The 21,793-nt window shown below is 48.4% G+C and carries 24 protein-coding genes; 13 read left to right on the top strand and 11 right to left on the bottom strand.

Annotated features, from left to right (window positions below; all coding sequences use genetic code 11):
• The first annotated feature begins 59 nt into the window (after nucleotides 1-59).
• From BQ7489_RS03415 to BQ7489_RS03450, 8 genes are all read left to right on the top strand, one after another.
• Nucleotides 60-557 (top strand): GNAT family N-acetyltransferase, encoded by a 498-nt coding sequence (locus BQ7489_RS03415; protein WP_072529933.1) that lies wholly within the window; start codon nucleotides 60-62, stop codon nucleotides 555-557.
• 96 nt (nucleotides 558-653) lie between these two features.
• Entirely contained in the window at nucleotides 654-1,589 is a 936-nt protein-coding gene (locus BQ7489_RS03420) for a CsgG/HfaB family protein (protein WP_394334064.1), read from the top strand.
• 12 nt (nucleotides 1,590-1,601) lie between these two features.
• Entirely contained in the window at nucleotides 1,602-1,946 is a 345-nt protein-coding gene (locus BQ7489_RS03425; RefSeq protein ID WP_072529934.1) for a hypothetical protein, read from the top strand.
• Between the two features lie 72 nt (nucleotides 1,947-2,018).
• Nucleotides 2,019-2,339 carry a DUF4810 domain-containing protein gene (locus tag BQ7489_RS03430; RefSeq protein ID WP_239496917.1) on the top strand — a complete coding sequence of 107 codons (321 nt, stop codon included), beginning with the start codon at nucleotides 2,019-2,021 and terminating at the stop codon, nucleotides 2,337-2,339.
• Nucleotides 2,336-3,070, top strand: coding sequence for a GNA1162 family protein (locus tag BQ7489_RS03435; RefSeq protein ID WP_239496918.1), 735 nt, complete (start codon nucleotides 2,336-2,338; stop codon nucleotides 3,068-3,070). Before BQ7489_RS03430 ends, BQ7489_RS03435 begins: the two co-directional genes overlap by 4 nt.
• Nucleotides 3,071-3,211: 141 nt before the next feature.
• Nucleotides 3,212-5,695 carry an FAD-dependent oxidoreductase gene (locus tag BQ7489_RS03440; protein ID WP_072532002.1) on the top strand — a complete coding sequence of 828 codons (2,484 nt, stop codon included), beginning with the start codon at nucleotides 3,212-3,214 and terminating at the stop codon, nucleotides 5,693-5,695.
• A gap of 27 nt (nucleotides 5,696-5,722) precedes the next feature.
• A complete protein-coding gene (locus tag BQ7489_RS03445) occupies nucleotides 5,723-6,097 on the top strand; it encodes a MarR family winged helix-turn-helix transcriptional regulator (RefSeq protein ID WP_072529936.1) in 375 nt (124 codons plus the stop codon).
• Complete coding sequence (locus tag BQ7489_RS03450) at nucleotides 6,094-6,726, top strand: epoxyqueuosine reductase QueH (RefSeq protein ID WP_072529937.1); 633 nt, start codon at nucleotides 6,094-6,096, stop codon at nucleotides 6,724-6,726. The genes BQ7489_RS03445 and BQ7489_RS03450 overlap by 4 nt, the downstream gene beginning before the upstream one ends.
• Nucleotides 6,727-6,822: 96 nt before the next feature.
• Here the strand turns inward: BQ7489_RS03450 and BQ7489_RS03455 are convergent, their stop codons facing one another.
• The 6 genes from BQ7489_RS03455 to BQ7489_RS03485 form a co-directional block, all read right to left on the bottom strand.
• Entirely contained in the window at nucleotides 6,823-7,983 is a 1,161-nt protein-coding gene (locus BQ7489_RS03455; RefSeq protein WP_072529938.1) for a sodium ion-translocating decarboxylase subunit beta, read from the bottom strand.
• A gap of 1 nt (nucleotide 7,984) precedes the next feature.
• Nucleotides 7,985-8,410 carry a biotin/lipoyl-containing protein gene (locus BQ7489_RS03460; protein ID WP_072529939.1) on the bottom strand — a complete coding sequence of 142 codons (426 nt, stop codon included), beginning with the start codon at nucleotides 8,408-8,410 and terminating at the stop codon, nucleotides 7,985-7,987.
• Nucleotides 8,411-8,433: 23 nt separating this feature from the next.
• A complete protein-coding gene (locus BQ7489_RS03465; RefSeq protein ID WP_072529940.1) occupies nucleotides 8,434-9,375 on the bottom strand; it encodes an OadG family transporter subunit in 942 nt (313 codons plus the stop codon).
• A gap of 21 nt (nucleotides 9,376-9,396) precedes the next feature.
• Nucleotides 9,397-10,950: an acyl-CoA carboxylase subunit beta gene (locus BQ7489_RS03470; protein WP_072529941.1), complete on the bottom strand. Its 1,554-nt coding sequence runs from the start codon at nucleotides 10,948-10,950 to the stop codon at nucleotides 9,397-9,399.
• Nucleotides 10,951-11,173: 223 nt separating this feature from the next.
• The gene (gene mce, locus BQ7489_RS03480) at nucleotides 11,174-11,578 is read right to left on the bottom strand and encodes a methylmalonyl-CoA epimerase (protein ID WP_072529943.1); all 405 of its coding nucleotides are present in this window, start codon (nucleotides 11,576-11,578) and stop codon (nucleotides 11,174-11,176) included.
• A gap of 169 nt (nucleotides 11,579-11,747) precedes the next feature.
• Complete coding sequence (locus tag BQ7489_RS03485) at nucleotides 11,748-12,722, bottom strand: GNAT family N-acetyltransferase (protein WP_072532003.1); 975 nt, start codon at nucleotides 12,720-12,722, stop codon at nucleotides 11,748-11,750.
• Nucleotides 12,723-12,797: 75 nt separating this feature from the next.
• Between BQ7489_RS03485 and BQ7489_RS03490 the strand changes: the two genes are divergently transcribed.
• The 5 genes from BQ7489_RS03490 (at nucleotide 12,798) to BQ7489_RS03510 (ending at nucleotide 15,738) form a co-directional block, all read left to right on the top strand.
• Complete coding sequence (locus tag BQ7489_RS03490; RefSeq protein ID WP_072529944.1) at nucleotides 12,798-13,334, top strand: nitroreductase family protein; 537 nt, start codon at nucleotides 12,798-12,800, stop codon at nucleotides 13,332-13,334.
• Between the two features lie 65 nt (nucleotides 13,335-13,399).
• The gene (locus BQ7489_RS03495; protein WP_239496976.1) at nucleotides 13,400-13,669 is read left to right on the top strand and encodes a hypothetical protein; all 270 of its coding nucleotides are present in this window, start codon (nucleotides 13,400-13,402) and stop codon (nucleotides 13,667-13,669) included.
• A 116-nt stretch (nucleotides 13,670-13,785) separates the two neighbouring features.
• Nucleotides 13,786-14,610, top strand: coding sequence for a Rossmann-like and DUF2520 domain-containing protein (locus tag BQ7489_RS03500; protein ID WP_072529946.1), 825 nt, complete (start codon nucleotides 13,786-13,788; stop codon nucleotides 14,608-14,610).
• Nucleotides 14,607-15,125: a KdsC family phosphatase gene (locus tag BQ7489_RS03505; RefSeq protein ID WP_072529947.1), complete on the top strand. Its 519-nt coding sequence runs from the start codon at nucleotides 14,607-14,609 to the stop codon at nucleotides 15,123-15,125. Before BQ7489_RS03500 ends, BQ7489_RS03505 begins: the two co-directional genes overlap by 4 nt.
• Before the next feature lie 28 nt (nucleotides 15,126-15,153).
• Nucleotides 15,154-15,738, top strand: a complete 585-nt coding sequence (locus tag BQ7489_RS03510; protein ID WP_204352738.1) for a Maf-like protein — start codon at nucleotides 15,154-15,156, stop codon at nucleotides 15,736-15,738.
• A gap of 4 nt (nucleotides 15,739-15,742) precedes the next feature.
• Here BQ7489_RS03510 and BQ7489_RS03515 read toward each other — a convergent pair whose 3' ends face one another.
• From BQ7489_RS03515 to BQ7489_RS03535, 5 genes are all read right to left on the bottom strand, one after another.
• Nucleotides 15,743-16,906 (bottom strand): DUF3843 family protein, encoded by a 1,164-nt coding sequence (locus BQ7489_RS03515; protein WP_072529949.1) that lies wholly within the window; start codon nucleotides 16,904-16,906, stop codon nucleotides 15,743-15,745.
• Nucleotides 16,907-16,979: 73 nt separating this feature from the next.
• Complete coding sequence (locus BQ7489_RS03520; RefSeq protein ID WP_072529950.1) at nucleotides 16,980-18,155, bottom strand: MFS transporter; 1,176 nt, start codon at nucleotides 18,153-18,155, stop codon at nucleotides 16,980-16,982.
• A 25-nt stretch (nucleotides 18,156-18,180) separates the two neighbouring features.
• Entirely contained in the window at nucleotides 18,181-18,831 is a 651-nt protein-coding gene (locus tag BQ7489_RS03525; RefSeq protein WP_072532004.1) for a hypothetical protein, read from the bottom strand.
• A 191-nt stretch (nucleotides 18,832-19,022) separates the two neighbouring features.
• Nucleotides 19,023-19,424 carry a DUF1573 domain-containing protein gene (locus BQ7489_RS03530; RefSeq protein ID WP_072529951.1) on the bottom strand — a complete coding sequence of 134 codons (402 nt, stop codon included), beginning with the start codon at nucleotides 19,422-19,424 and terminating at the stop codon, nucleotides 19,023-19,025.
• A gap of 111 nt (nucleotides 19,425-19,535) precedes the next feature.
• A complete protein-coding gene (locus tag BQ7489_RS03535; RefSeq protein WP_072532005.1) occupies nucleotides 19,536-21,752 on the bottom strand; it encodes a RelA/SpoT family protein in 2,217 nt (738 codons plus the stop codon).
• Nucleotides 21,753-21,793 lie beyond the last annotated feature (41 nt).

Below are 21,793 nucleotides of genomic sequence, written 5' to 3' on the forward strand. Positions count from 1 at the left end.
ACGCATTAGCGGATAAACTGCTATTTTTGCATAGAAAACATTTTGAAAGGATGAAAAATATGCAGTTGGATATAGTAAAGGCGTCTTTGTCCGATCTGGACCGCCTGATGGAGATTTTTGATACGGCACGCCGGTTTATGGCTTCTACCGGTAATGCGAACCAGTGGATTAACGGTTATCCGCAACGTGAACTGATAGCCGGAGAGATTGAACAGGGGCATTGCTATGTGTGCCGTGACCGGGAAGGTGTCATTGTGGGTACCTTTTGTTTCATAAAAGGCCCCGATCCTACGTATGCCTATATTGAGGATGGAGAGTGGCCGGACGATGAGCCGTATTATGTGGTTCATCGGCTGGCTTCCAGCGGAAGCTGTAAGGGGATATTCGATGCGTGTATGGATTGGTGCTTCCGTGTGTGCCCCAATATCCGTGTGGATACCCATGCCGACAACAAGGTGATGCAGCATCTGTTGCTTTCACGTGGATTTTCGCGGTGCGGTATCATTTATATTGCCAACGGTACGGCACGTATCGCTTTCCAGAAACATATACATTAGTGCCCAAAGTGTTAATAATCCATTTATTTCGGGTAAAAACAGTCTGATATCGAATAAAAATATTTATCTTTAGTGATATAGATAAATTGATTCGGTATGATGACATTCAGGAATATTATGGCGGTTTGTCTGTTGTTGTGCTCTATAGGTAGCATGATGGCGCAGAGAGAGACTGAAATTAAGGAAACTCCGGTACAGGCAGAGGAAGATAGCCTGTTTCTCAAAAGGAAAGTTGCCATCGGGCGTTTTTCAAATGAGACACAATATGCGAAAGGTATATTTTATGACAGAGAAAATGATCCTATGGGCAAACAGGCTCTTGACATTCTGTCGTCGAAGCTGGCGGCTTCCGGTAAGTTTCTTCTGTTGGAGCGGAATGATCTTGCCACTTTGCTGGAAGAGAATGCCAGAAACGGAAATCCGTTCTCTACTGTGGGGGCCGATTATGTGATTATCGGTTCCATTACTGAATATGGCAGGAAGAATACCGGACGGAACAAAGTGTTTTCTTCAGAGAAGACACAGACTGCAGAAGCTGCTGTAGCCATACGCTTAGTGGATGTGTCGACTGGATTGATCATTTACTCCGATGAAGCGAAAGGTAGTGCCGAACTGACGACAAAGACAACTCTGGGATTGGGTGGACAGGCTTCGTTTGATGCAACTTTGAGCGATAAAGCCATTTCGGAGGCTATTGGACAACTTGTTGAGAATATTATCAATAAATGTACCGACTCCCCGTGGAAGACATATTTCCTGTCGTATGGTCCGGACGGCATTCTCATTGCTGGAGGACAGAGTCAGGGAATCAGGGAAGGTATGGTGTTTTCTGTTGTCAGTAAAGGCCGTAAAGTGAAAAATCCTCAGACTGGAATCATGATTACATTGCCAGGGAAAAAGGTAGGAGAGGTCAGAGTGCTTTCTACCGGTGGTGATACTCCGGAAACAGAATATTCTTTTGTGGAAATCAGCGGAACCACTGGAATCAATTCGGAAAATATGGGTGACTATATCATTGAAGAATCAGAATAAAGGCGGGAGTGTATGAAAAGGCAGATTAAGGGAATAATGTGTGTCGTGGCACTATTGTTTGCATTGCTGGCAGGATGTAAAGCTCCTGTAGCCCAACAGAGCGGTAAAGAAGATATCGCTTATCTTCTGTTTGTTAGTCCGGATGTGTATGCCGGAAAAGAAGTGACGGTTACTTTGGACGGTGAGAAGCCCTTTTTAGCGAAAGTGGTGGAGGAGAGGAAATCGAACAGAAAAGGTACGCGTTATGGGGTAAAGACCGGTACAAGGAGTATAAAGGTTACATGCGACGGCAAGACATTATACGGGAAGAAGATTTTTGTGTCCACACAGGAGGTGAAACAGATAATTCTTCCATAATTAATTAATCGGAAACAGGAAAGGACGGGTGCTATGAAAATCGGCAGGTTATTATATCTATTGCTCCTGTTTATGGCTGTGTCTTTGGTTTCTTCATGTATGGGGCCCGAAAATTTATATTCATGGCATAACTATGAGGATGTCACGTATAGGTATAATAAGAGGCATACGGAAGAACTGAAATCGGAAGTCATTGAGGAATACCGGAAAATAATAGAGGAACAATATGGTAACCGGTGTACGGTTCCTCCAGGGATGTGTGCGGAATATGGCTATATACTCTATAAGACAGGAAAACAGGAGGAGGGTCTCAAATACTTGAAGGAGGAAATCAGGCTTTATCCTGAATCGGAAAGATATATTTCTCGGATTTTAAAACAGTTGGAACAATGAAAATGATGGATGTGCCCGGAGCTATGATATATGGCACGTTGGGAAGGAGTGGTATGGTGATGATTAGGACATTGCTCCTGTGGGCGGTGGCAATGTCTGTATTTTCATGTACGGTTCCGAAAACTTTAGGCCAGCAGTATCCTGGAATGTATGAGGAAAAGCCCGTTTCCATAGCTATTATGCCGCCAATTAATCGGACTACACATGTGGAGGCTAAGGATTTTTTCTATACCACACTGTATATACCTTTGTGTGAAAAAGGGTATTATGTGTTCTCGCCGTATCTGACTATGGAAATGTTCCAGCAGGAAAGTGCATACGATGCCGAACTGTTTCTTGAAGGTAGTCTCTCTTCCTTTGCCGATGTGCTGGGGGCAGATGCGGTTATGTTTACCATTATAAAGGATTGGCAAAGGATGAATCTGAGTGGTGAGATTACGGCTCAGATAGAGTACATTCTCCGTTCTGCCCGGACCGGTGAAACGTTGTATAGCCGGGAAGGGAAAGTGACAATAGATACAAGTGTAAATGGTGGAGCCGGTGGATGGGGAATCCTGGTGGATCTTTTAGCAACGGTTGTCAAGACTGCATCTACCGATAATATAGAGGCTGGCAGGAAATGCAACAGTCTGGTCTTGTCGGATATGCCTGTCGGAAAATATTCGCCCGATTATGGCAAAGACAAGGATTATCCTGGGGGAGAAAGATTTGTAGAGGTGGTTGTGAAATAGAGTTTACATCGATTTCTGTTAAAATATTATAATCCAAAATTATTTTCCATTGGAAATTTTGTTTGAAAGAAATAAATAACTTCTTTTGCGAAAAATTTCCATAGGAAAATAATTATAAACGAAAATAAAATAAGGATTATGATGAAATACGTTATTGTTGGTGGAGTGGCCGGTGGTGCAACTGCTGCGGCCCGTATCCGCAGAAATACTGAAAAGGCTGAAATCATTCTGTTTGAAAAGGGAGAACACATCTCGTACGCCAATTGTGGGTTGCCGTATTATATCGGTGGGGTTATCGAGGAACGTGACAGATTGTTCGTGCAGACTCCGGCCGCTTTCGGTAAACGTTTCAATATCGATGTGCGTACCCGTTCGGAAGTCACTGCCGTTGATTTAGCTGCCAAGCAGGTTACAGTACGCAAGGCCGACGGATCAGTTTATACGGAAAGTTATGATAAGCTGCTGCTTTCGCCGGGTGCTTCTCCTGTGCGTCCGCCTCTGTCGGGAATCGATCTTCCGGGAATCTTCACTTTGCGTAATGTAAGTGATACAGACCGTATCAAGGGCTATATGCAGCAGCATAACGTGAAGCGTGCAGTCATTGTGGGTGGTGGTTTCATTGGTTTGGAAATGGCCGAAAACCTGCATCACGCCGGTGCTGAAGTGGCTGTGGTTGAAATGGCCGACCAGGTGATGGGCCCGATTGATTATTCGATGGCGGCTCTGGTACATGAACATCTGTTGCAGAAAGGTGTGAAGCTTTATCTGAAGCAGGCCGTGGAAGGTTTTGAAAAGAACGGGGAGGAAGGATTGACCGTACATTTCAAGTCGGGAATCAAGCTTGACGCCGGGCTGGTCCTGCTTTCTATCGGTGTACGTCCCGAAACCCGTCTGGCTTCGGAAGCCGGCTTGAAGATTGGCGAGGCCAGAGGGATTTATGTGAATGAATATCTGCAGACCTCCGATGAATCGGTGTATGCTGTGGGTGATGCCATCGAATTCCCTCATCCGCTTACGGGTAAACCTTGGTTGAATTATCTGGCAGGTCCTGCTAACCGTCAGGCACGTATCGTGGCCGATAATATGGTGTTCGGCAACAAGGTGAAGTATGAAGGGGCTATAGGAACATCTATAGCCAAGGTATTCGACCAGACCGTTGCGTCGACCGGACTTCCTGCCAAACGCCTGAAACAGATGGAAATCCCTTATCTTTCCGCTACTATCCATTCGAGTTCCCATGCGGGTTATTATCCGGGCGCATCACAGATGGATATCAAGATTACTTTTTCGCCTGAAGATGGAAAACTGTACGGTGCACAGATTGTTGGTTACGACGGCGTGGACAAACGCATTGACGAATATGCTCTGACCATCAAACGGGGTGGGACGGTATACGATCTGGTATGTCTGGAACATGCGTATGCCCCTCCTTTCTCTTCCGCAAAAGATCCTGTGGCCATTTCGGGTTATGTGGCCGGCAATATCTTGAGCGGGAAGATGACACCGCTTTACTGGAGGGAATTGCAGCAGGCCGATTTGAGCAAAGTTACACTGGTGGATGTCCGTACGGCAGATGAATTTGCTTTGGGAGGCATAAAAGGTGCGGTGAATATTCCGTTGGACGATCTGCGTCAGCGTATGCAGGAAATTCCTACCGACAAACCTGTCTATCTTTATTGTGGAGTAGGCTTGCGCGGATACCTGGCTTCGAATATTTTGAAGGATAACGGGTATAAGGATGTACGTAACCTGATAGGCGGTCTGAAGACATATCGTGCGGCTGTTGCTCCTCTTCCAACTCCGGGTTCGGGGAATACCGGTGGCACATCATGCTGCAGTTCATCGTCCTTTACCGAAAGTACCTCGGCCTGTGAGTGTAAACCGGAAACCGAAGTGAAGGTCATTAAGGTAGATGCCTGCGGGATACAGTGCCCGGGTCCGATTCTGAAATTGAAGAAAAGTATGGAGGCGCTGGTTCCGGGAGGGCGTCTGGAAGTACGGGCTACCGATGCCGGTTTCCCTAGAGATGCCGAAGCTTGGTGCAGGACTACCGGAAACCGTTTCATTTCGTCGGCTTCGGAAGGCGGGGTTTATAAGGTAATGGTCGAGAAAGCCACACCCTGTGCCGTAGAGGCTTCACGTCCGGCCGTGGAGGAGCATGGAAAAACTTTCATTCTGTTCAGCGATGACCTTGACAAAACTTTAGCTACCTTTGTGCTGGCAAACGGTGCTGCCGCTACGGGTAAGAAGGTAACCATTTTCTTTACTTTCTGGGGGCTGAATGCCATCAAGAAGGTGAATAAGCCTAAAGTGAAGAAAGATATTTTCGGAAAGATGTTCGGCATGATGCTGCCGTCGGATTCTTTACAATTGAAACTCTCTAAAATGAACATGCTGGGTATCGGTGCCAAGATGATGCGTTACCTGATGTGTTCCAAAGGAATTGATTCATTGGAATCACTCCGCCAGCAGGCCATTGACAACGGTGTAGAGTTTATCGCCTGCCAGATGTCGATGGATGTAATGGGGGTGAAGCGTGAAGAACTGCTTGATAATGTGACGGTAGGAGGTGTAGCTACCTATATGGACCGTGCCGAACAGGCTAATGTGAATTTGTTTATCTGATAGAAGAAAAGATTGTAATCGGGTTTTATGGAAAAAATAAAATGCATCTGTGTCATGCGGGATCTGTTTCAGGCTTTATCGGAACTGGAATCCCAACTGGTGGAAAAGTATGGTATATCCCTGAATGAAGCGATGGTGCTTTGTAGCGTGGGGGAAGACAAGGTGGCTGCAAGTGGAATTGTGGAGCGCACCGGTCTGACAGCCTCCCATGCGTCGAAGGTTATCGGTTCTGTCGAGAAAAAAGGGTATCTGCTCCGTCATCTGGGTGAGAAGGATAAGCGACAGATGTATTTTACGTTGACCGATGAGGCCCGCCGCTGTCTGGATGCCGTGAAAAGTAGGGGGGTGGATATCCCCGAAGCATTACAACCTTTGTTTATGGGAAAGGAGCAGCCGGCATGAAAAGGAAAAAGTTTGTGCTTGAAGTGCCGGGAGGAGCCGGAAAGGTCCTGCTTCATACTTGTTGTGCTCCTTGTTCATCGGCTATCATCGAATGTCTGATGCAACATGATGTGCGTCCTACCATTTATTATTGCAATCCGAATATCTATCCGCTCGAAGAGTACAATATCCGTAAAGATGAGTGTACCCGTTATGCCCGGTCGCTCGGTCTGGATATTGTAGATGCCGATTATGACCATGATTTATGGCGCTGTACGGTAAAAGGGCTGGAAGATGAGCCGGAACGTGGAGGCCGTTGCCTGCAGTGTTTCAAGATGCGTTTACGTGAAACGGCCAAGTATGCCCATGAACATGGCTTTACTGTCATTACCACGACTCTGGCTTCTTCACGCTGGAAAAGTCTGGAGCAGATCAATGAGGCCGGGCATTATGCTGTGGAGCCTTATCCGGATGTTGTATGGTGGGAGCAGAACTGGCGTAAAGGCGGGTTGAGCGAAAGGCGGGTTGCCATCATCAAGGAATATGGTTTTTATAACCAGCAGTATTGCGGCTGTGAATTCAGTATGCGGAACACGGAAAAGAAAGAAATACCGTCTCTTGTTTCTCCTGAAAGTACCGGAAAAAAATAAAGAAAATTCCAGGTTGTCGGGAAAAACGAATCCCTGGAACTTGCCGTCAGTCATTTGGCCGGTTCCAGGGATTTTTTATGGTAGTATCATATTATATCAGACCAGGAATCCCAGTAGGATACCGGCTGCTACCGCCGAACCGATTACACCAGCTACGTTCGGACCCATAGCGTGCATCAGCAGGTAATTGCTCGGATCGTATTCCAGTCCGATTACCTGTGAAATGCGGGCAGAGTCGGGCACAGCTGATACACCGGCATTACCGATAAGCGGGTTGATCTTGTCTTCTTTCTTCAGTATCAGATTGAAAATCTTGACGAAGATGACACCCGATGCGGTTGCGATGACAAATGACAGGGCACCGAGGATAAAGATCTTGATGGAATCCCAGGTAAGGAACTCGGATGCCTGAGTGGAAGCTCCTACGGTTACACCCAGCAGAATGGTGATGGTATCAATCAGCGGACCGCGGGCTGTTTCTGCCAGACGGCGTGTCACGCCACTTTCTTTCAGCAGATTACCGAAGAACAGCATACCCAGCAGCGGCAGACCGGAAGGTACCAGGAACGTGGTGAGCAGCAGACCTACGATAGGGAACATCACCTTTTCTGTGTGCGATACGGCGCGCGGAGCCTTCATGCGGATAAGGCGTTCCTTTTTGGTGGTGAGCAGGCGCATGATAGGAGGCTGTATTACCGGTACCAGTGCCATATAGGAATAGGCGGATACGGCAATCGCACCCATCAGGTTAGGTGCCAGTTTGGATGAGAGGAAGATGGCGGTCGGACCGTCGGCACCGCCGATAATACCGATGGCAGCTGCCTGCATCGGATCGAAACCGATTTCAAGGGCAATCATATAGGCTCCGAAGATACCGAACTGTGCAGCGGCGCCGATCAGCATCAGTTTCGGATTGGATATCAGGGCCGAGAAGTCGGTCATGGCACCGATACCCAGGAAGATGAGCGGCGGGTACCAACCGGAGGTCACTCCCTGATAGAGGATGTTAAGAACTGAGCCTTCCTCGTAGATGCCTACTTTGAGTCCGGCTTCCATATTGAACGGAATGTTACCGATGAGGATACCGAATCCGATCGGAATCAGCAGCATCGGCTCGAATTCCTTGGCTACGGCCAGATAGATGAACGCTATACCTACCAGGATCATTACCAGATGTCCCGGTGTTGCATTGAAGAAGCCGGTATAGGTCCAGAAATCGGCCAGATTATTCTGTAAGAAACTAAAAAACTCTCCCATATTATTCAATGATTATAAGGTCTGTACCTTCCAGTATTGATTCTCCTTTGCTGACTTTGATGGAAGTGACTTTTCCGTCGCGGTCGGCCTTGATGTCGTTCTCCATCTTCATGGCTTCCAGAATGAGCAGGGTCTGTCCGCGTTTTACGGTATCGCCTTCTTTCACCTTGATTTCGAGGATGACACCCGGAAGCGGTGACTTGATGCCTTTTCCTCCCACATTCGGACGAGTTACGGCTGCTGCCGGCGGTGCTGCCGGAGTGGTGGCGGCCGTACGGACTACCGGTTTGATTTTTGGAGACGTTTTCTTTTCCAGTTCTACCGTGTAGGGAGTGCCGTTCACTTCTACACGTACATGATTTTCTTCTATATCGCCAACGGTCACTTTGTAGAGGTTACCGTTGATTTTGTATCTATATTCTTTCATAATTCGAAAATGTATTAAGCGGGTTATTTCTTATGTGGAGTTTCACGGAGGGTATAGATCTTGGAGCTCCATGGCGAGTAGCTGCGTTTTACGCGGCTGATGGTAAGGATGGTCTCTTCTACGTCATGGTCGGCTCCACGGGCTTCATGCAGAGCCATGGTAATGGCAGCAATGACTTCGCCCGGCGCTTCTCCAAGTCCTTTTTCCTTGGCTTCCTGCTTGTCGGTTATGTTCTGTACCTTCATGGCATTCTGCTTACGCAGTTTGACGGCAAGACGGCCGATGAGACGGAAGCAGATGTATAGCAGGATCAGACCCAGAAACACTACACTCATAGCCGAGATGGCCATACCGATTCCCGACGGGTCGTGCAGTTCGAACTTGTCCATCTTGGGATTGCTGTCGATGGTCTTGTTGTTGGTACTTGGTGTCACGTATTTTTCGGCACTGTCGTCTTTCACTTCCCATGTAGGAGAAGCGTCGCCTACGCGTGCGTATGACTGGTTGGCCTTCAGGATTCCGGCCGGGACCACAATCTGGTCAAGCAGTTTCTTGCCGGAGTCGAAGAGTCCGATCCAGTTGCTGTTTTCCTTGCTTAATACAAAGTTCGTATGGAATGTTCCGCGGCGGGGAGCACCGTCGGCCCAGAACAGGGTGTGCTGGCGTGGCTTGATGGCCGTAAGGACATCACCTTTTGGGATAAAGTAGGAAACGGTATCTCCCGGGGTGTTGCTCACTTTCAGGTAGCATCCGGCCAGATCGGCACTGCTGTATGATTTGTTGAATATTTCAATCCATGCACTATGTATACCGTAATCATCCTGGTAGTTGCTTTCATTGTCTACAAGCACTTCGTTGATGATGAGTTTCGTATTGCTGGTCTTGTTTTCTGATGAACTGTGGCACGAACTGAGCCCTAGCATCAGAAGCATGGAGAAAAATATTCCTATCTTGTTTATTTTCATAATTTTTCGGTTTGGTATGGATTACAAAGGAATATTGCCATGTTTCTTGGCCGGATTGGTCAGCTTCTTGGTCTGCAGCTGCTGTAATGCCCGGATAATGCGGAAACGTGTGTTGCGAGGTTCGATCACGTCGTCGATGTAGCCATATTTGGCTGCATTGTACGGGTTGGCGAACAGTTTGGTGTATTCCGCTTCCTTTTCGGCCATGAATGCTGCCGGGTCGGCCGCTTCCTTGGCTTCTTTGGCATAGAGCACCTCTACGGCACCGGCACCACCCATAACGGCGATTTCGGCTGTAGGCCATGCATAGTTCATGTCGCCGCGCAGCTGCTTGCAGCTCATCACGATGTGTGATCCTCCGTACGACTTGCGCAGGGTGACTGTTACTTTAGGCACGGTGGCTTCGCCGTAGGCATAAAGCAGTTTGGCTCCGTGCAGGATGACGGCATTGTATTCCTGTCCGGTTCCCGGAAGGAATCCCGGAACGTCTACCAATGATACAATAGGAATGTTGAAGGCATCGCAGAAACGGACGAAACGGGCCCCTTTGCGTGATGCGTTGCAGTCGAGCACGCCGGCCAGGAACTTGGGCTGGTTGGCTACGATACCTACCGACTGTCCGTTGAAACGGGCAAAACCGATAATGATGTTCTTGGCGAAGTCGCGTTGTACTTCAAGGAATTCTCCGTTATCGACGATGGCACCGATCACTTCATACATGTCGTACGGTTTGTTCGGACTTTCCGGAATGATTTCGTTCAACGAGTCCTCCAGCCGGTCGATCGGGTCGGTACAGTCAACATAGGGAGGTTCTTCCAGGTTGTTCTGCGGAATATAGCTCAATAGCTTACGGATCAAGGCAAGGCCTTCCTCTTCGGTAGCTGCCGTAAAGTGAGTTACCCCCGAGCGTGTGGAGTGTACGCTGGCGCCTCCCAGATCTTCCTGGCTCACGTCTTCTCCGGTAACGGTCTTCACTACTTTCGGTCCGGTAAGGAACATGTACGAGGTTCCTTCCATCATCAGCGTGAAGTCGGTCAGGGCCGGTGAGTAGACGGCACCTCCGGCACACGGTCCGAAAACTCCCGAAATTTGCGGGATGACACCCGAAGCCAGGATATTACGCTGGAATATTTCGGCATATCCTGCCAATGCGTTGATACCTTCCTGGATACGCGCACCTCCCGAGTCATTCAGTCCGATACAGGGGGCACCCATCTTCATGGCCAGATCCATAACCTTACAGATTTTCTGTGCCATGGTTTCCGACAAGGAACCTGCAGAAACGGTGAAGTCTTGTGCGAAGATATAGACCAGACGTCCTTCAATGGTTCCGTAACCGGTTACCACACCGTCGCCCAGATAGTGCTTCTTGTCCATTCCGAAGTTGGTACAACGGTGCTTTACAAACATGTCAAGCTCTTCGAAGCTGCCTTCGTCCAGCAGCATGGCGATACGTTCGCGAGCTGTATATTTACCTTTTGCGTGTTGCTTTTCGATTGCTTTTTCACCGCCGCCTAGTCTGGCCTGGGCACGCAGTTCGATAAGCTCTTTTACTTTTTCTAACTGACTACTCATGGTATTAGAGGGTTTATTGATTGATAAAAATGAGGCTGTGACCGGCTTCGTTGACCGGACGGAATATGAAAAAATTGTCATTCCAACAGACAGGCAGGCAGAGAGTCCGTCTTGGGCCAGCTTATGGCTGGAGTCGGATTCCTGTTTTACCTGCGGCTGTTCGAATGACAATTCTTTGCGTAACCGCTATCCTATATCCGAAGCTGATCTTCATCTGCCGGATTTATTTTTCACAAAGTTCGGTTAATACTCCCATGGTTGATTTCGGGTGCAGGAATGCGATGTGCAGTCCTTCTGCTCCCTGTCTCGGGGCCTTGTCGATGAGGCGGATACCTTGTCCTTCGGCTTCTGCCAGTGCATTGGCCACTCCGTCTTCCACGGCAAAGGCTACGTGGTGCACGCCCATTCCACGGTTCTCAATGAATTTGGCTATGGTGCTTTCCGGACAGGTAGGTTCCAGCAGTTCTATCTTGGTTTCGCCACACTTCAGGAAGGCGGTCTTCACTTTCTGGTCTTCTACTGTCTCTATATTGTAGCATTTCAAGCCGAGAACATTTTCATAATAGGGGAGGGCTTCTTCGATACTTTTAACGGCAATGCCCAAGTGTTCAATGTGAGAAATTTTCATGATAAATATTGTTTTTTTAATGGTATTAAATTCTAAAGTTTGTTCGTTTCTGCACAAAGAAAACAAAAATGTGCCGGATTCGGAAACTTTTTCCTTGTTTTCTTTCAGTAAAAATGTGCTTTTCTGTAAAGTTCTGAAGATGGTTCTGTAGATTGTTTCGTCAAGATGTCTATATATAGATATGTATAAGGAACCTGTTCAGCCAGTTCCAACGTACACGGTACCAGCGGCGGGTGCTCATCTGCTTGCCCCCGAAACGGAGGATAAAGTCGCGGTAGCTGTATTTCCGGAAGGGAAGTCCCGCATCGATGAACTCGAAGTGCCGGAACCCTTTGTTGCGTGCATAGACCATGGCGTTCCATACAGCCAGTACTCCCGGGTACAGTAAAGGATAGCTTTTACGCATCCCTCCCGAAAAAAGGAGGTAGATGGTGTCACCCGAGAACAGGCATGCCGATCCTCCTATAATCTTGTCCTTAAACCGGATGTTGAAGATTTTGCCCATTTCATGGCCGCCTGGTTTTTCCAGCAGTGCGTAGAAGAAGCGGATGTCGGGCAGGTACCGGTGTATCTTTGGTGAATAGTAGTTCTTGAGCATTGTGAAAAAACCGTCGACAGCCTCTTTCGTGTCGGCTGTTTCCATGACAGCACCGTTCTTGAGGCCGCGTGCTATCTGGCGTTTGCGGGAGGGACTCATCCATTTTTCGAGTGTGTTGTGATGAATGGAGTTCCGTACACGTAGCCAGCGTACGGGGAAATATTGGTTCTGTCTGAAATAGCGGTATCCGAAAAGCGGTTCTTCCAGATTCCTGAATTCCAGCAGGAAGGATTTTTCTTTGTACAGGTAGGTAAAGTACGACAGCATTTCGTTGAAGATGAGCTCGCGGTCGGTTTTAGGGTCAAAGTATTCGCCTGTACCATAGGAGTAGGTCTTGCTGGTAAAGTAGAGCAGCCGCGAGTTGCGGCGGGTAATGAAAAGCATCTTGGCTACCGGATTTTTTCCTTGGAATGCAACCATGAGGGAAGGGGTATAGCCGGGAGTCTTTTCCAATATCTGGAAGAACTCGGTCGAATGGAAGACATTGCTGCCCGGTAACGGGGGAATATCCTGTGATTTTTTATATATAGTAAGTCGTATAGCCATCAATGCAAAAATAAGATTTTTTTTGAGCAGTTCGGCCGAAAAAACTATATTTGTCATGTTAAAGCAGAAGAATTTATGGAAAAGTTCAGCGATTTGATAAGACAAAGGCGCAGCATGCGCAAGTTTACTGAGGAGGAACTGACTCAGGAAGAGGTGGTAGCCTTGCTGAAGGCTGCCTTGATGTCGCCTTCTTCCAAACGGAGCAACTGCTGGCAGTTCATTGTGGTAGACGACAAGGAAACGCTCGACAAGCTGTCGCGCTGCAAGGAGACGGGAGCTTCTTTCCTGAAGGATGCCCCGCTGGCTGTGGTTGTACTGGCCGACCCGCTGGCCAGTGATGTATGGATTGAAGATGCGGCTGTAGCTTCTCTGATGATCCAGTTGCAGGCCGAAGACCTGGGACTGGGAAGCTGCTGGATCCAGGTACGTGAACGGTATACGGCTACCGGTATGGCTTCCGACGAGTACGTGCATGGAGTGCTGGGCATTCCGTTGCAGCTTCAGGTGCTGTCTATCATTGCAGTAGGGCATAAGGGGATGGAACGTAAGCCGTTCGATGACGCCCATCTGCAATGGGAGAAAGTGCATATCAATAAATATGGAGGGCAGTAACAGTGGCGGCTAAAGCTATCAATCATAAGGATACCTACCGGGCGGCGGCAGTGCTGCTGGCCTTTATGGGGGCACTTTATCTGGTCGACAAGCTGGTGGGTTTTGCCGCCCACGGTTTCCCGTGGGTTATGCAGAAAGATACGATGCTGCTTTATGCGGCTGTCATCTTCCTGTGGTTCAAGGCCGACAAGTCGGTAGGGATTATTCTGGCAGGACTCTGGTTGATACAGAATATCGGACTGGTGGTTTCTCTGCTGGGACATATGTCGGGTTATCTGTTGCCGCTGGCGCTGCTGCTGGTGGGACTTCTGCTCTACTGGCTTTCGTCAAGATAGAAAGCCTATGGCTTAGGTTTATCTTATCACCTTGGTGATAAAAGCTTTTCACGGGAGTGATAAGATCTTTTCACTGGAGTGATGAAGTCTTTTCACCTCAGTGATAAGATCAGTTCATGAAGAGATCATTTTTTAGTGATATGGATATCAAGAATATTGTATTGATAGGTGCCGGAAATGTGGCAACACATTTCGGCGTGGCACTGGAGAAGGCCGGATATACGGTAAAACAGGTGTATAGCCGTACGGAAGTGTCGGCAGTCAGATTGGCGGACAGGTTGGGTTGTCCGTATACCGTTTCGTTGCCGGATGTCTTTCCGGATGCCGATGTATACATTGTTTCAGTCAAGGATTCGGCATTGGACGAGGTACTGCCTGAACTGGTGAAACGGAATAGGGATGCGCTGTATGTACATACGGCCGGCAGTGTGCCGATGGACGTATGGAAAGGGCTGGCCCGGCGTTATGGGGTGCTCTATCCGATGCAGACGTTCAGCCGTGAACGTGCGGTGGACTTTTCGACCGTACCTTTTTTTGTAGAGGCTGACAGTGCGGATGACCTGGAGCTGCTGGAGCAGATGGGCCAACGTATGGGAGGGAAAGTTTATGAAGCTACTTCCGAACAGCGTCGCTACCTGCATATTGCAGCGGTCTTTGCCTGCAATTTTGCCAACCACATGTATGCCATAGCCGGGCATCTGCTTGAAAAGAACGGAATACCTTTCGAAGTGATGCTGCCGCTGATAGACGAGACGGCCCGGAAGGCACATGTACTTCCTCCGGTGGAAGGGCAGACCGGCCCGGCTCAGCGTTACGACAGGAATGTGATGGACCGGCATCTGGCCATGCTGGCCGATGAACCTCAGCTGGCCGAGATTTACAGACTGTTGAGCCGGAACATACATGAATATGCAATGAATCAAAAAGAAGGACAGGTATGATAGATTATGATTTGACCAAGATCAGGGCACTGGTGTTCGATGTGGACGGTGTATTGAGTGCAGAAACCATATGCCTGCATCCCAGTGGGGAGCCGATGCGTTCGGTCAACATCAAGGACGGGTATGCGTTGCAGCTGGCTGTGAAATGTGGGTTGCATGTGGCCATCATCACCGGCGGAAAAACGGAAGCTATCCGCAAGCGTTATGAAGGGCTCGGCATCAAGGATATCTATATGGGTGCCGCGGTAAAGACCCGTGAATATGCTCATCTGGCAGCCAAGTACGACTTGAAGCCGGAAGAGGTGCTCTATATGGGTGACGATATACCCGATTATGAAGTGTTGAAACTGGTAGGGCTTCCTTGTTGTCCGGCCGACGCTGCTCCTGAGATCAAGTCGGTATGCAAATACATATCCCATCGGAACGGAGGATATGGTTGCGGACGTGACGTGGTGGAGCAGGTGCTGCGCGCGCAGGATAAATGGATGTCGCACGAAGATGCTTTCGGCTGGTAAGAGGCCGTTGGTGAAAAACAGACAGATTATGGTACTTGAAAATTTAAAGAAATATAAGGTGATTCTGGCTTCCAATTCGCCCCGCCGGAAGGAATTGCTTTCGGGGCTGGGAATTGATTACGAAGTGAAGATTCTGCCGGGTATTGACGAGACTTATCCCGATACGTTGGAAGGGGAGGAGATACCCAAATACATTGCCCGTGAAAAGGCGGATGCCTACCGTGCGGGGATGAAAGATGACGAACTGATCATTACGGCCGACACGATTGTCTATATAGACGGTGAGGTACTGGGTAAGCCGAAGGATGAAGCGGATGCCTGCCGGATGCTGCGCTGCCTGTCGGGGCGTACACATCAGGTGATAACCGGTGTCTGTATAACTACGGCCACTTTCCAGAAATGTTTCGCCGCAGTGACGGATGTGACTTTCGACGAGTTGTCGGAGGAAGAGATCACGTATTATGTAAAGGAATACCGTCCGATGGACAAGGCCGGTTCCTACGGTGTGCAGGAATGGATCGGTTTTATCGGGGTTACCGGACTGAAAGGTTCCTATTTCAATGTAATGGGGCTTCCGGTACAGCGCCTGTACCGGGAGCTGAAGAGCCTGTAACCTTTCAGTCTCCTCTATAGTAGTACAGCAGGGAATGGCGTGCAATGAAGTCAGCATTCTGCTGTACCGTTTCTTTCTGTCCGCTTCCGGGAATGGCTGCATCGGGTATATAGTTGTTTTCTATGCAGTATGTCAGCAGGTCGGGCGGACAGAGGGTTTCTTCGGTCAGCAGTCGGAAAGCCTGTTTCTCGGCTGTCTGTCGGTCGTACATGGGATTCCGTGGGTCGGCAATCAGTTCACATATATCCTTTGCCAGCAATATGCCTTTTTCGGGTTCCGTCATCAGGACAAAGTTCCGGTGGGCTTTCATCTGCGGTAGGGTATGTCCTTCGTCATCGGGCCATTTCAGCACGTCTACCAGGAAACGGTGTAGTTCTTCATAACCGTTGAGGTAGACAATCCGGTTTCCGTCTGTGCCTTCCGTGAAATTCCGGTAAAGTTGTCCGTGACTTGTCCGTACATTTTCCGGCAGGACCGGTTCAGGAGTATAGAGGTCGGGCACGTTTTTCCACTCCCCGTTTCCGCTGAGTAGCCCGATCCATTCGTGCAGGAAGAGGGCCAGTGGGCCTGTAGGAATGATGAACTTGTCTTTCGGTTCCATTTGTCCGATGTACGGCAACATGGCCGGTTCGGTCAGGTATGTATGTCCGAAAAGCCAGTCGAGTTTGTGTATCGCTTCTTCCGTATCCTTGAAGCTGTCAAAGTATTTGTCCAGAAAAACGTTTTCGGGGGCCTCTTCGTATGCCTTGTCCAGTATGTTATAAAAAAGTTGTGCCTGTTCTTTGATCCGCCTGTCGTCCGGGTCGATGTACGGATGCTCGTAATGTGCTTTCTGCCAGGTGTTCCAGATGATGAAACACACGTCTTCTTCGTTGGGCTCGCCGGGTATATAGGATTCCGTTAAAGGATAGAAAGGCAGTTCCTTGCCGTATAGTTGCCGGTGTTTGCCGATGAAGCTGTCCCACAGACCCAGGCCGGAAATGATGTCTTCCAGGTAGGCCGAAACGTAAAGGCAGAGTTTCCGGTGTACGGCTTCGGGCATTCCGGTCAGATTTCCCGTCTGCAGCAGCTGGTTTGCGAGGTCTATGAAATAACTGTCCGATGGCTGTTGCTGTCGGTAAGGGTGGATATGTATCCAGTCGTTCGCGTAGATTCTGTTTCTGTTCATGTCTTTTCCTTTTTCCGGATAAAGGTAAGATTTATTTCCGTAATTTTTCTATAATCTGTAAGCCGGATGTAAATCAATGTTTCCCGAAGAGCGTGATCAGCAGGGATATTCCGGCCAGGCATATTCCTACTCCCGTCACACCGGTCCAGCCGAAATGATGCCAGAAGGTTCCTGCCAGGAAAGTTCCCAGTGAGCCGCCTATGAAGTAGGTAGTCATGAAAATGGTGTTGACCCGGTTGGAAGCTTGTGGTACGAGTGACAGTGCGCACGTCTGGTTACTTATCTGTATGCACTGCATGCCGATGTCGATGGTTATGATACCCGTAATGATTCCGATATAGCTGTTCTGGCAGATATAGAGCAATATCCACGAGGCTATCATGATAATACTTCCGATATAGTTGAAACGGCGTACCCCGTATCGGCGTACGTATTTTCCTGCCACGGAAGCTGTGAGTGCTCCCGCCATACCGCACAGTCCCAGCAGGCCGATAATGTTGTTGCCGGCGTGGAAAGGTTCCCCGCTCATCTTGAATGCCAGACAAGCCCAGAGGGTGAGGAAACTGCCGAAGCAGAATCCGGCCCGGACGGAAACCATGCGCAGGGTAGCGTTTTTCCCGACCAGTGTAAATACAGATTTCATCAATCCCCAATAGGTCCCCTTGAAGTTGGACGGCATTTCGGGAAGTATGCGGAGGACGATGAAGAGGCTGACAAGCATCAGGGCGGAGGCGATAAAGAAGATGGTGCGCCATCCCCAGTATTCACCTACAATACCGGCTATCACACGTGAGCCCAGAATACCCGTAAGCAGTCCGCTTAGGATGAATCCCACATTCTGTGCCTTCTTTTCAGGTTCGGAGAACTGAGAGGCTATAGGAATGAATATCTGTGGCATGACCGAACAGATGCCGGTAATAAGTGAGGCCGGCAGGATGAAGCGGATGTCCTGAGCCATGCCGATGCCGAACATGGACACGGACAGCAGCAGGAAATTGACGGCTATGATGATGCGCCGGCTGTACAGGTCGCCCAGCGGGATGATGAACAGCAGTCCGGCGGCATAGCCTATCTGGGTGGTCATCGGGATGAGGTTGGCTACAAATTCCGTTACTTCCAGGTCCTCACTTATTCTGTTCAGCAGAGGCTGGTTGTAATAAAGATTCGCTACAGATATACCCGCAATGATTGCCAGAGTCCATAGCAGCGAGGCCGGCAATCCTTTGTTTTCTTGCAATAGTGTTTTCATGCCGGCAAAATTATAAAATAAATCGCTAGCTTTCTTCTTTTTTTGTATCTATGGCTACCGTATTATCCTTATAGGCCGAGAAGCCTTTCACACGTACACGTTCCTTCTTTTCTTCTTCTTCCACGCTGAGGCTTCCCAGTTGGTTCATACTGTCCTTGATGGCGTTATGGGCTTCGAAAAAATAGTCGAGCAGCATTTTGAGATGTCCTTCCAGTTCCCCTTCATTGGGTGAGAAATAAGTGTGGCAGTGTGCATGAAGTCCGATGGTCTTCTCGTCTTCATCGGTCATATAGACCGTAGTGATGAGTGAATTGACATTGGTAAGGTTTATCACTTCCTTCAGGATAGGAAGTGCTTCGTTGTCGGAACTGATGCATCCCCACCACGGGTTCCATATCATGATGAACCGGTTGTCCTCTTCGGCGGTGATATAGAAATCGTCTCCCTGGTACTTGAATACGATATTTCCGTCTTCGTTGGTCTGGGGCTGGCATCCTATCTTTTTGAGTGTACTTATTACCAGGTCTTTGGTACTGATGTCGTCAAGTTCGTTCCGGGTCATCCGTTCGATGTGTTCCAGACGCCGGCGCCTTTTGTTGAGCATTTTCAGCAATAGCAATACAACAGGCCACAAGGCAAGGGCTATGACGGCAATGAGCAGGGTGATGTCGGAAATGTTGTTCATAGCATTCTATAGGAAAGGTGAATAATTTGTTTTGCTGATATTAAAGATAGGTAATATTCGGTAAAGAAGAGTGTGTACGGCTTATTTTATCTTTTTTTTAACAAAGGGATCCGGAAGAAACGGAAGAAGCCTGACAGATAACGGCTCTGCCAGGCTTCTTTATCATAATTTATGGTCTTGTATCAGTTGTTGTCGGCCGATTTAGGAGTCATGTCGCCTTCTATATAGAGGCGTACCACTTCCTGTTCGGCATTGGTACGTATGGTAATCGCCTTACGGAAATGTCCCGGGAATTTACCTGCGCCGTTATAGACAACCGTGATTTCTCCGCTTTCTCCCGGTTTGATAGGTTCTTTGGGATAAGTAGGTACGGTGCATCCGCAGGTGGCAAGAGCCTGATGGATAACCAACGGACCGTTACCGGTATTGGTAAACTTGAACTTACAGGATACTTTCGGGTTACTTTCCGAAAAAGATCCGAAGCTGTAGGTGGTCTTTTCGAAAGAAATCTTGGCGGTACCTTGTGCTATGACCATTGCAACGGCCATCACAAGGAATAAGGTTGTAAGAAAAATCTTTTTCATTTTTATACTTTTCATTTTTACCGGCCATAAAGATAAGCACTTTATCGGTAAGGTGGCACTTTTATTAGGTTTATTAACAGAACTTCTGGTGAAAAACATTCCTGTAAGCCATTATCCGCGGTTTACCTGCTTTACTCCCTTGACTGTCTTTATCTTCTTGATCAATGATTCCAGTTTCGACAGGTCGTCGACCATAACCGTCAACATACCCGAGAAGAGTCCGTCATTCGAGTCGATGCTGATAGACCGTAACTGGATGTTCATCTCCTTATTGATGATGGAAGTGATATTCGTCACGATACCGATATCGTCATGTCCCACGATGCGGAGGGTGATAGGATATTGTTTTCCCTGGCTTTTTCCGGCCCACCGTGCCTTTACGATACGGTAGGGGAAACGGGCCTTCAGTTCGGGGGCATTCGGGCAGTCGCAACGGTGTATCTTGATACCTCCCGAGATGGTGACGAAGCCGAATACCTCATCTCCATAGATCGGGTTACAGCACTTGGCCAGGTTGAAGTCTATCCCTTTCAGGTTCTGGTCGATAACCAGTACATCGTCCTTATAGAAGTCTTTTTCTTCAGGTGTCTGCTGTATGTTGAAGCTTTCGGCGCTGCGGTACGTCACTTCTTCATGCTGTTCGTTTTCCTTTTTCTGCAGTTCCAGATAACGGTCGATCACGGAATTGATATCCATCGTTTCGTCGGCTATACTCTGGTAGAAATCGGTAACGGTCTTGAATCCTAGTTTCTTGATGAGCCTCATCAGCACAGCCTCATCATATTCCAGCTTACGGTTCTTGAACTTGCGTTCCAAGGTTTCTTTGGCGAATTCCGTCTGGCGTGCGGCCATTTCCTTCAGTGCCTGGCGGATTTTTGTCTTGGCTTTTGAGGTGATGACAAAATTCAGCCAGTCGCGTTTCGGACTTTGGGTATTGGCCGTCATGATTTCTACCTGGTCTCCGCTTACCAGAGGTTGGCGTACCTGTGCATTTTTGCCGTTTATCTTGGCACCGATGCAATGGCACCCTATATTGGTGTGGATCATGAATGCGAAATCCAGTACGGTAGCTCCTTGAGGAAGTTTGTACAGGTCGCCTTTCGGGGTGAACACGAACACTTCATCTTTATAGAGGTCGAGCTTGAACTGGTCCATCGCTTCAATGTCACTGTCGGCGTTCTCCAGGGTTTCACGTATGGAGTTCAACCATTCGTCCAGTCCGCTTTCACCTTTTATTCCTTTGTATCTCCAGTGTGCCGCCAGACCTTTTTCTGCTATTTCGTCCATGCGTTCGGTACGTATCTGTACTTCCACCCATTTTCCTTCGGGTCCCATGACGGTGATGTGCAGTGACTCATATCCGTTGCTTTTCGGGACCGAAAGCCAGTCGCGCAGACGTTTCGGGTTAGGCAGATACATGTCGGTGACGATGGAGTACACCTGCCAGCACTCCTGCTTTTCCTTGTCCAGAGGTGAATCAAGGATTACACGGATGGCAAACAGGTCGTATACCCCTTCGAACGGACAGTTCTGTTTCTTCATCTTCTGGTAGATGGAGTGGATGGATTTGGTACGCCCCTTGATGTGGAACTTCAGTCCGCTTTCTTCCAGCTTTTTCTTTATCGGCTGGATGAACGCCTCGATATAGCGGTCACGGGCAGCCTTGGTGGCATTCAGTTTGTCTTTGATATGGTAATATACATCATGCTGGGTGTATTTCAGGGAGAGGTCTTCCAGTTCCGATTTCAGCTTGTAAAGTCCCAGCTTGTGTGCCAATGGGGCATACAGGTAGGCGGCTTCATTCGCTACTTCAAGCCGTGCTTCGTTGTTTGGGCTGTCCTTGATCTGCCGCATCAGGTTCACACGGTCGGCAATCATGATCAGGATTACACGCATGTCTTCGGCAAAGGAGAGCAGCAGATTTCTGAAATTTTCCGATTCGATGGTAGGGCTCTTTGAATAGAGTTCATTGATTTTTACCAGTCCGCGTATGATTCCGGCCACATCCTTGCCGTATTTCTGTTCAATACTTTCAAGCGTGCAGAGTTTGTATTTTACGGATTCATGCAGCATGATTCCCAGAATGGAGGCACGGCGCATTCCGATTTCTTCGGCTACGATGACAGCGGTCTGCATGTCTTTGATGATGGGGTTCATGTTGAATACATTACGTGGAATGTTACCTTCCGACATGACCTTGATCAGATGTTTCTTCAGGTTGCTGCAGTCATCTTTCTGTAATGTGTCTCCGGACAGTTGCAAAAGTCTTTTGTATAAGGAAATGAGCTGTTTGTGTTCTTCCGGAGTAAATATAAATTGTTCTTCCATGATGTATTCTATATTACTTTGTTGGTAAAGATAGTTTTTTT

Source organism: Bacteroides ilei, assembly GCF_900128495.1.
Classification (GTDB): Bacteria; Bacteroidota; Bacteroidia; order Bacteroidales; family Bacteroidaceae; genus Phocaeicola; species Phocaeicola ilei.

Coding starts and splice junctions, on each gene's coding strand:
- BQ7489_RS03415 (WP_072529933.1), top strand. CDS start 60: ATGCAGTTGGATATAGTAAAGGCGTCTTTGTCCGATCTGGACCGCCTG.
- BQ7489_RS03420 (WP_394334064.1), top strand. CDS start 654: ATGATGACATTCAGGAATATTATGGCGGTTTGTCTGTTGTTGTGCTCT.
- BQ7489_RS03425 (WP_072529934.1), top strand. CDS start 1,602: ATGAAAAGGCAGATTAAGGGAATAATGTGTGTCGTGGCACTATTGTTT.
- BQ7489_RS03430 (WP_239496917.1), top strand. CDS start 2,019: ATGGCTGTGTCTTTGGTTTCTTCATGTATGGGGCCCGAAAATTTATAT.
- BQ7489_RS03435 (WP_239496918.1), top strand. CDS start 2,336: ATGAAAATGATGGATGTGCCCGGAGCTATGATATATGGCACGTTGGGA.
- BQ7489_RS03440 (WP_072532002.1), top strand. CDS start 3,212: ATGAAATACGTTATTGTTGGTGGAGTGGCCGGTGGTGCAACTGCTGCG.
- BQ7489_RS03445 (WP_072529936.1), top strand. CDS start 5,723: ATGGAAAAAATAAAATGCATCTGTGTCATGCGGGATCTGTTTCAGGCT.
- BQ7489_RS03450 (WP_072529937.1), top strand. CDS start 6,094: ATGAAAAGGAAAAAGTTTGTGCTTGAAGTGCCGGGAGGAGCCGGAAAG.
- BQ7489_RS03455 (WP_072529938.1), bottom strand. CDS start 7,983: ATGGGAGAGTTTTTTAGTTTCTTACAGAATAATCTGGCCGATTTCTGG.
- BQ7489_RS03460 (WP_072529939.1), bottom strand. CDS start 8,410: ATGAAAGAATATAGATACAAAATCAACGGTAACCTCTACAAAGTGACC.
- BQ7489_RS03465 (WP_072529940.1), bottom strand. CDS start 9,375: ATGAAAATAAACAAGATAGGAATATTTTTCTCCATGCTTCTGATGCTA.
- BQ7489_RS03470 (WP_072529941.1), bottom strand. CDS start 10,950: ATGAGTAGTCAGTTAGAAAAAGTAAAAGAGCTTATCGAACTGCGTGCC.
- mce (WP_072529943.1), bottom strand. CDS start 11,578: ATGAAAATTTCTCACATTGAACACTTGGGCATTGCCGTTAAAAGTATC.
- BQ7489_RS03485 (WP_072532003.1), bottom strand. CDS start 12,722: ATGGCTATACGACTTACTATATATAAAAAATCACAGGATATTCCCCCG.
- BQ7489_RS03490 (WP_072529944.1), top strand. CDS start 12,798: ATGGAAAAGTTCAGCGATTTGATAAGACAAAGGCGCAGCATGCGCAAG.
- BQ7489_RS03495 (WP_239496976.1), top strand. CDS start 13,400: ATGGGGGCACTTTATCTGGTCGACAAGCTGGTGGGTTTTGCCGCCCAC.
- BQ7489_RS03500 (WP_072529946.1), top strand. CDS start 13,786: ATGAAGAGATCATTTTTTAGTGATATGGATATCAAGAATATTGTATTG.
- BQ7489_RS03505 (WP_072529947.1), top strand. CDS start 14,607: ATGATAGATTATGATTTGACCAAGATCAGGGCACTGGTGTTCGATGTG.
- BQ7489_RS03510 (WP_204352738.1), top strand. CDS start 15,154: ATGGTACTTGAAAATTTAAAGAAATATAAGGTGATTCTGGCTTCCAAT.
- BQ7489_RS03515 (WP_072529949.1), bottom strand. CDS start 16,906: ATGAACAGAAACAGAATCTACGCGAACGACTGGATACATATCCACCCT.
- BQ7489_RS03520 (WP_072529950.1), bottom strand. CDS start 18,155: ATGAAAACACTATTGCAAGAAAACAAAGGATTGCCGGCCTCGCTGCTA.
- BQ7489_RS03530 (WP_072529951.1), bottom strand. CDS start 19,424: ATGAAAAAGATTTTTCTTACAACCTTATTCCTTGTGATGGCCGTTGCA.
- BQ7489_RS03535 (WP_072532005.1), bottom strand. CDS start 21,752: ATGGAAGAACAATTTATATTTACTCCGGAAGAACACAAACAGCTCATT.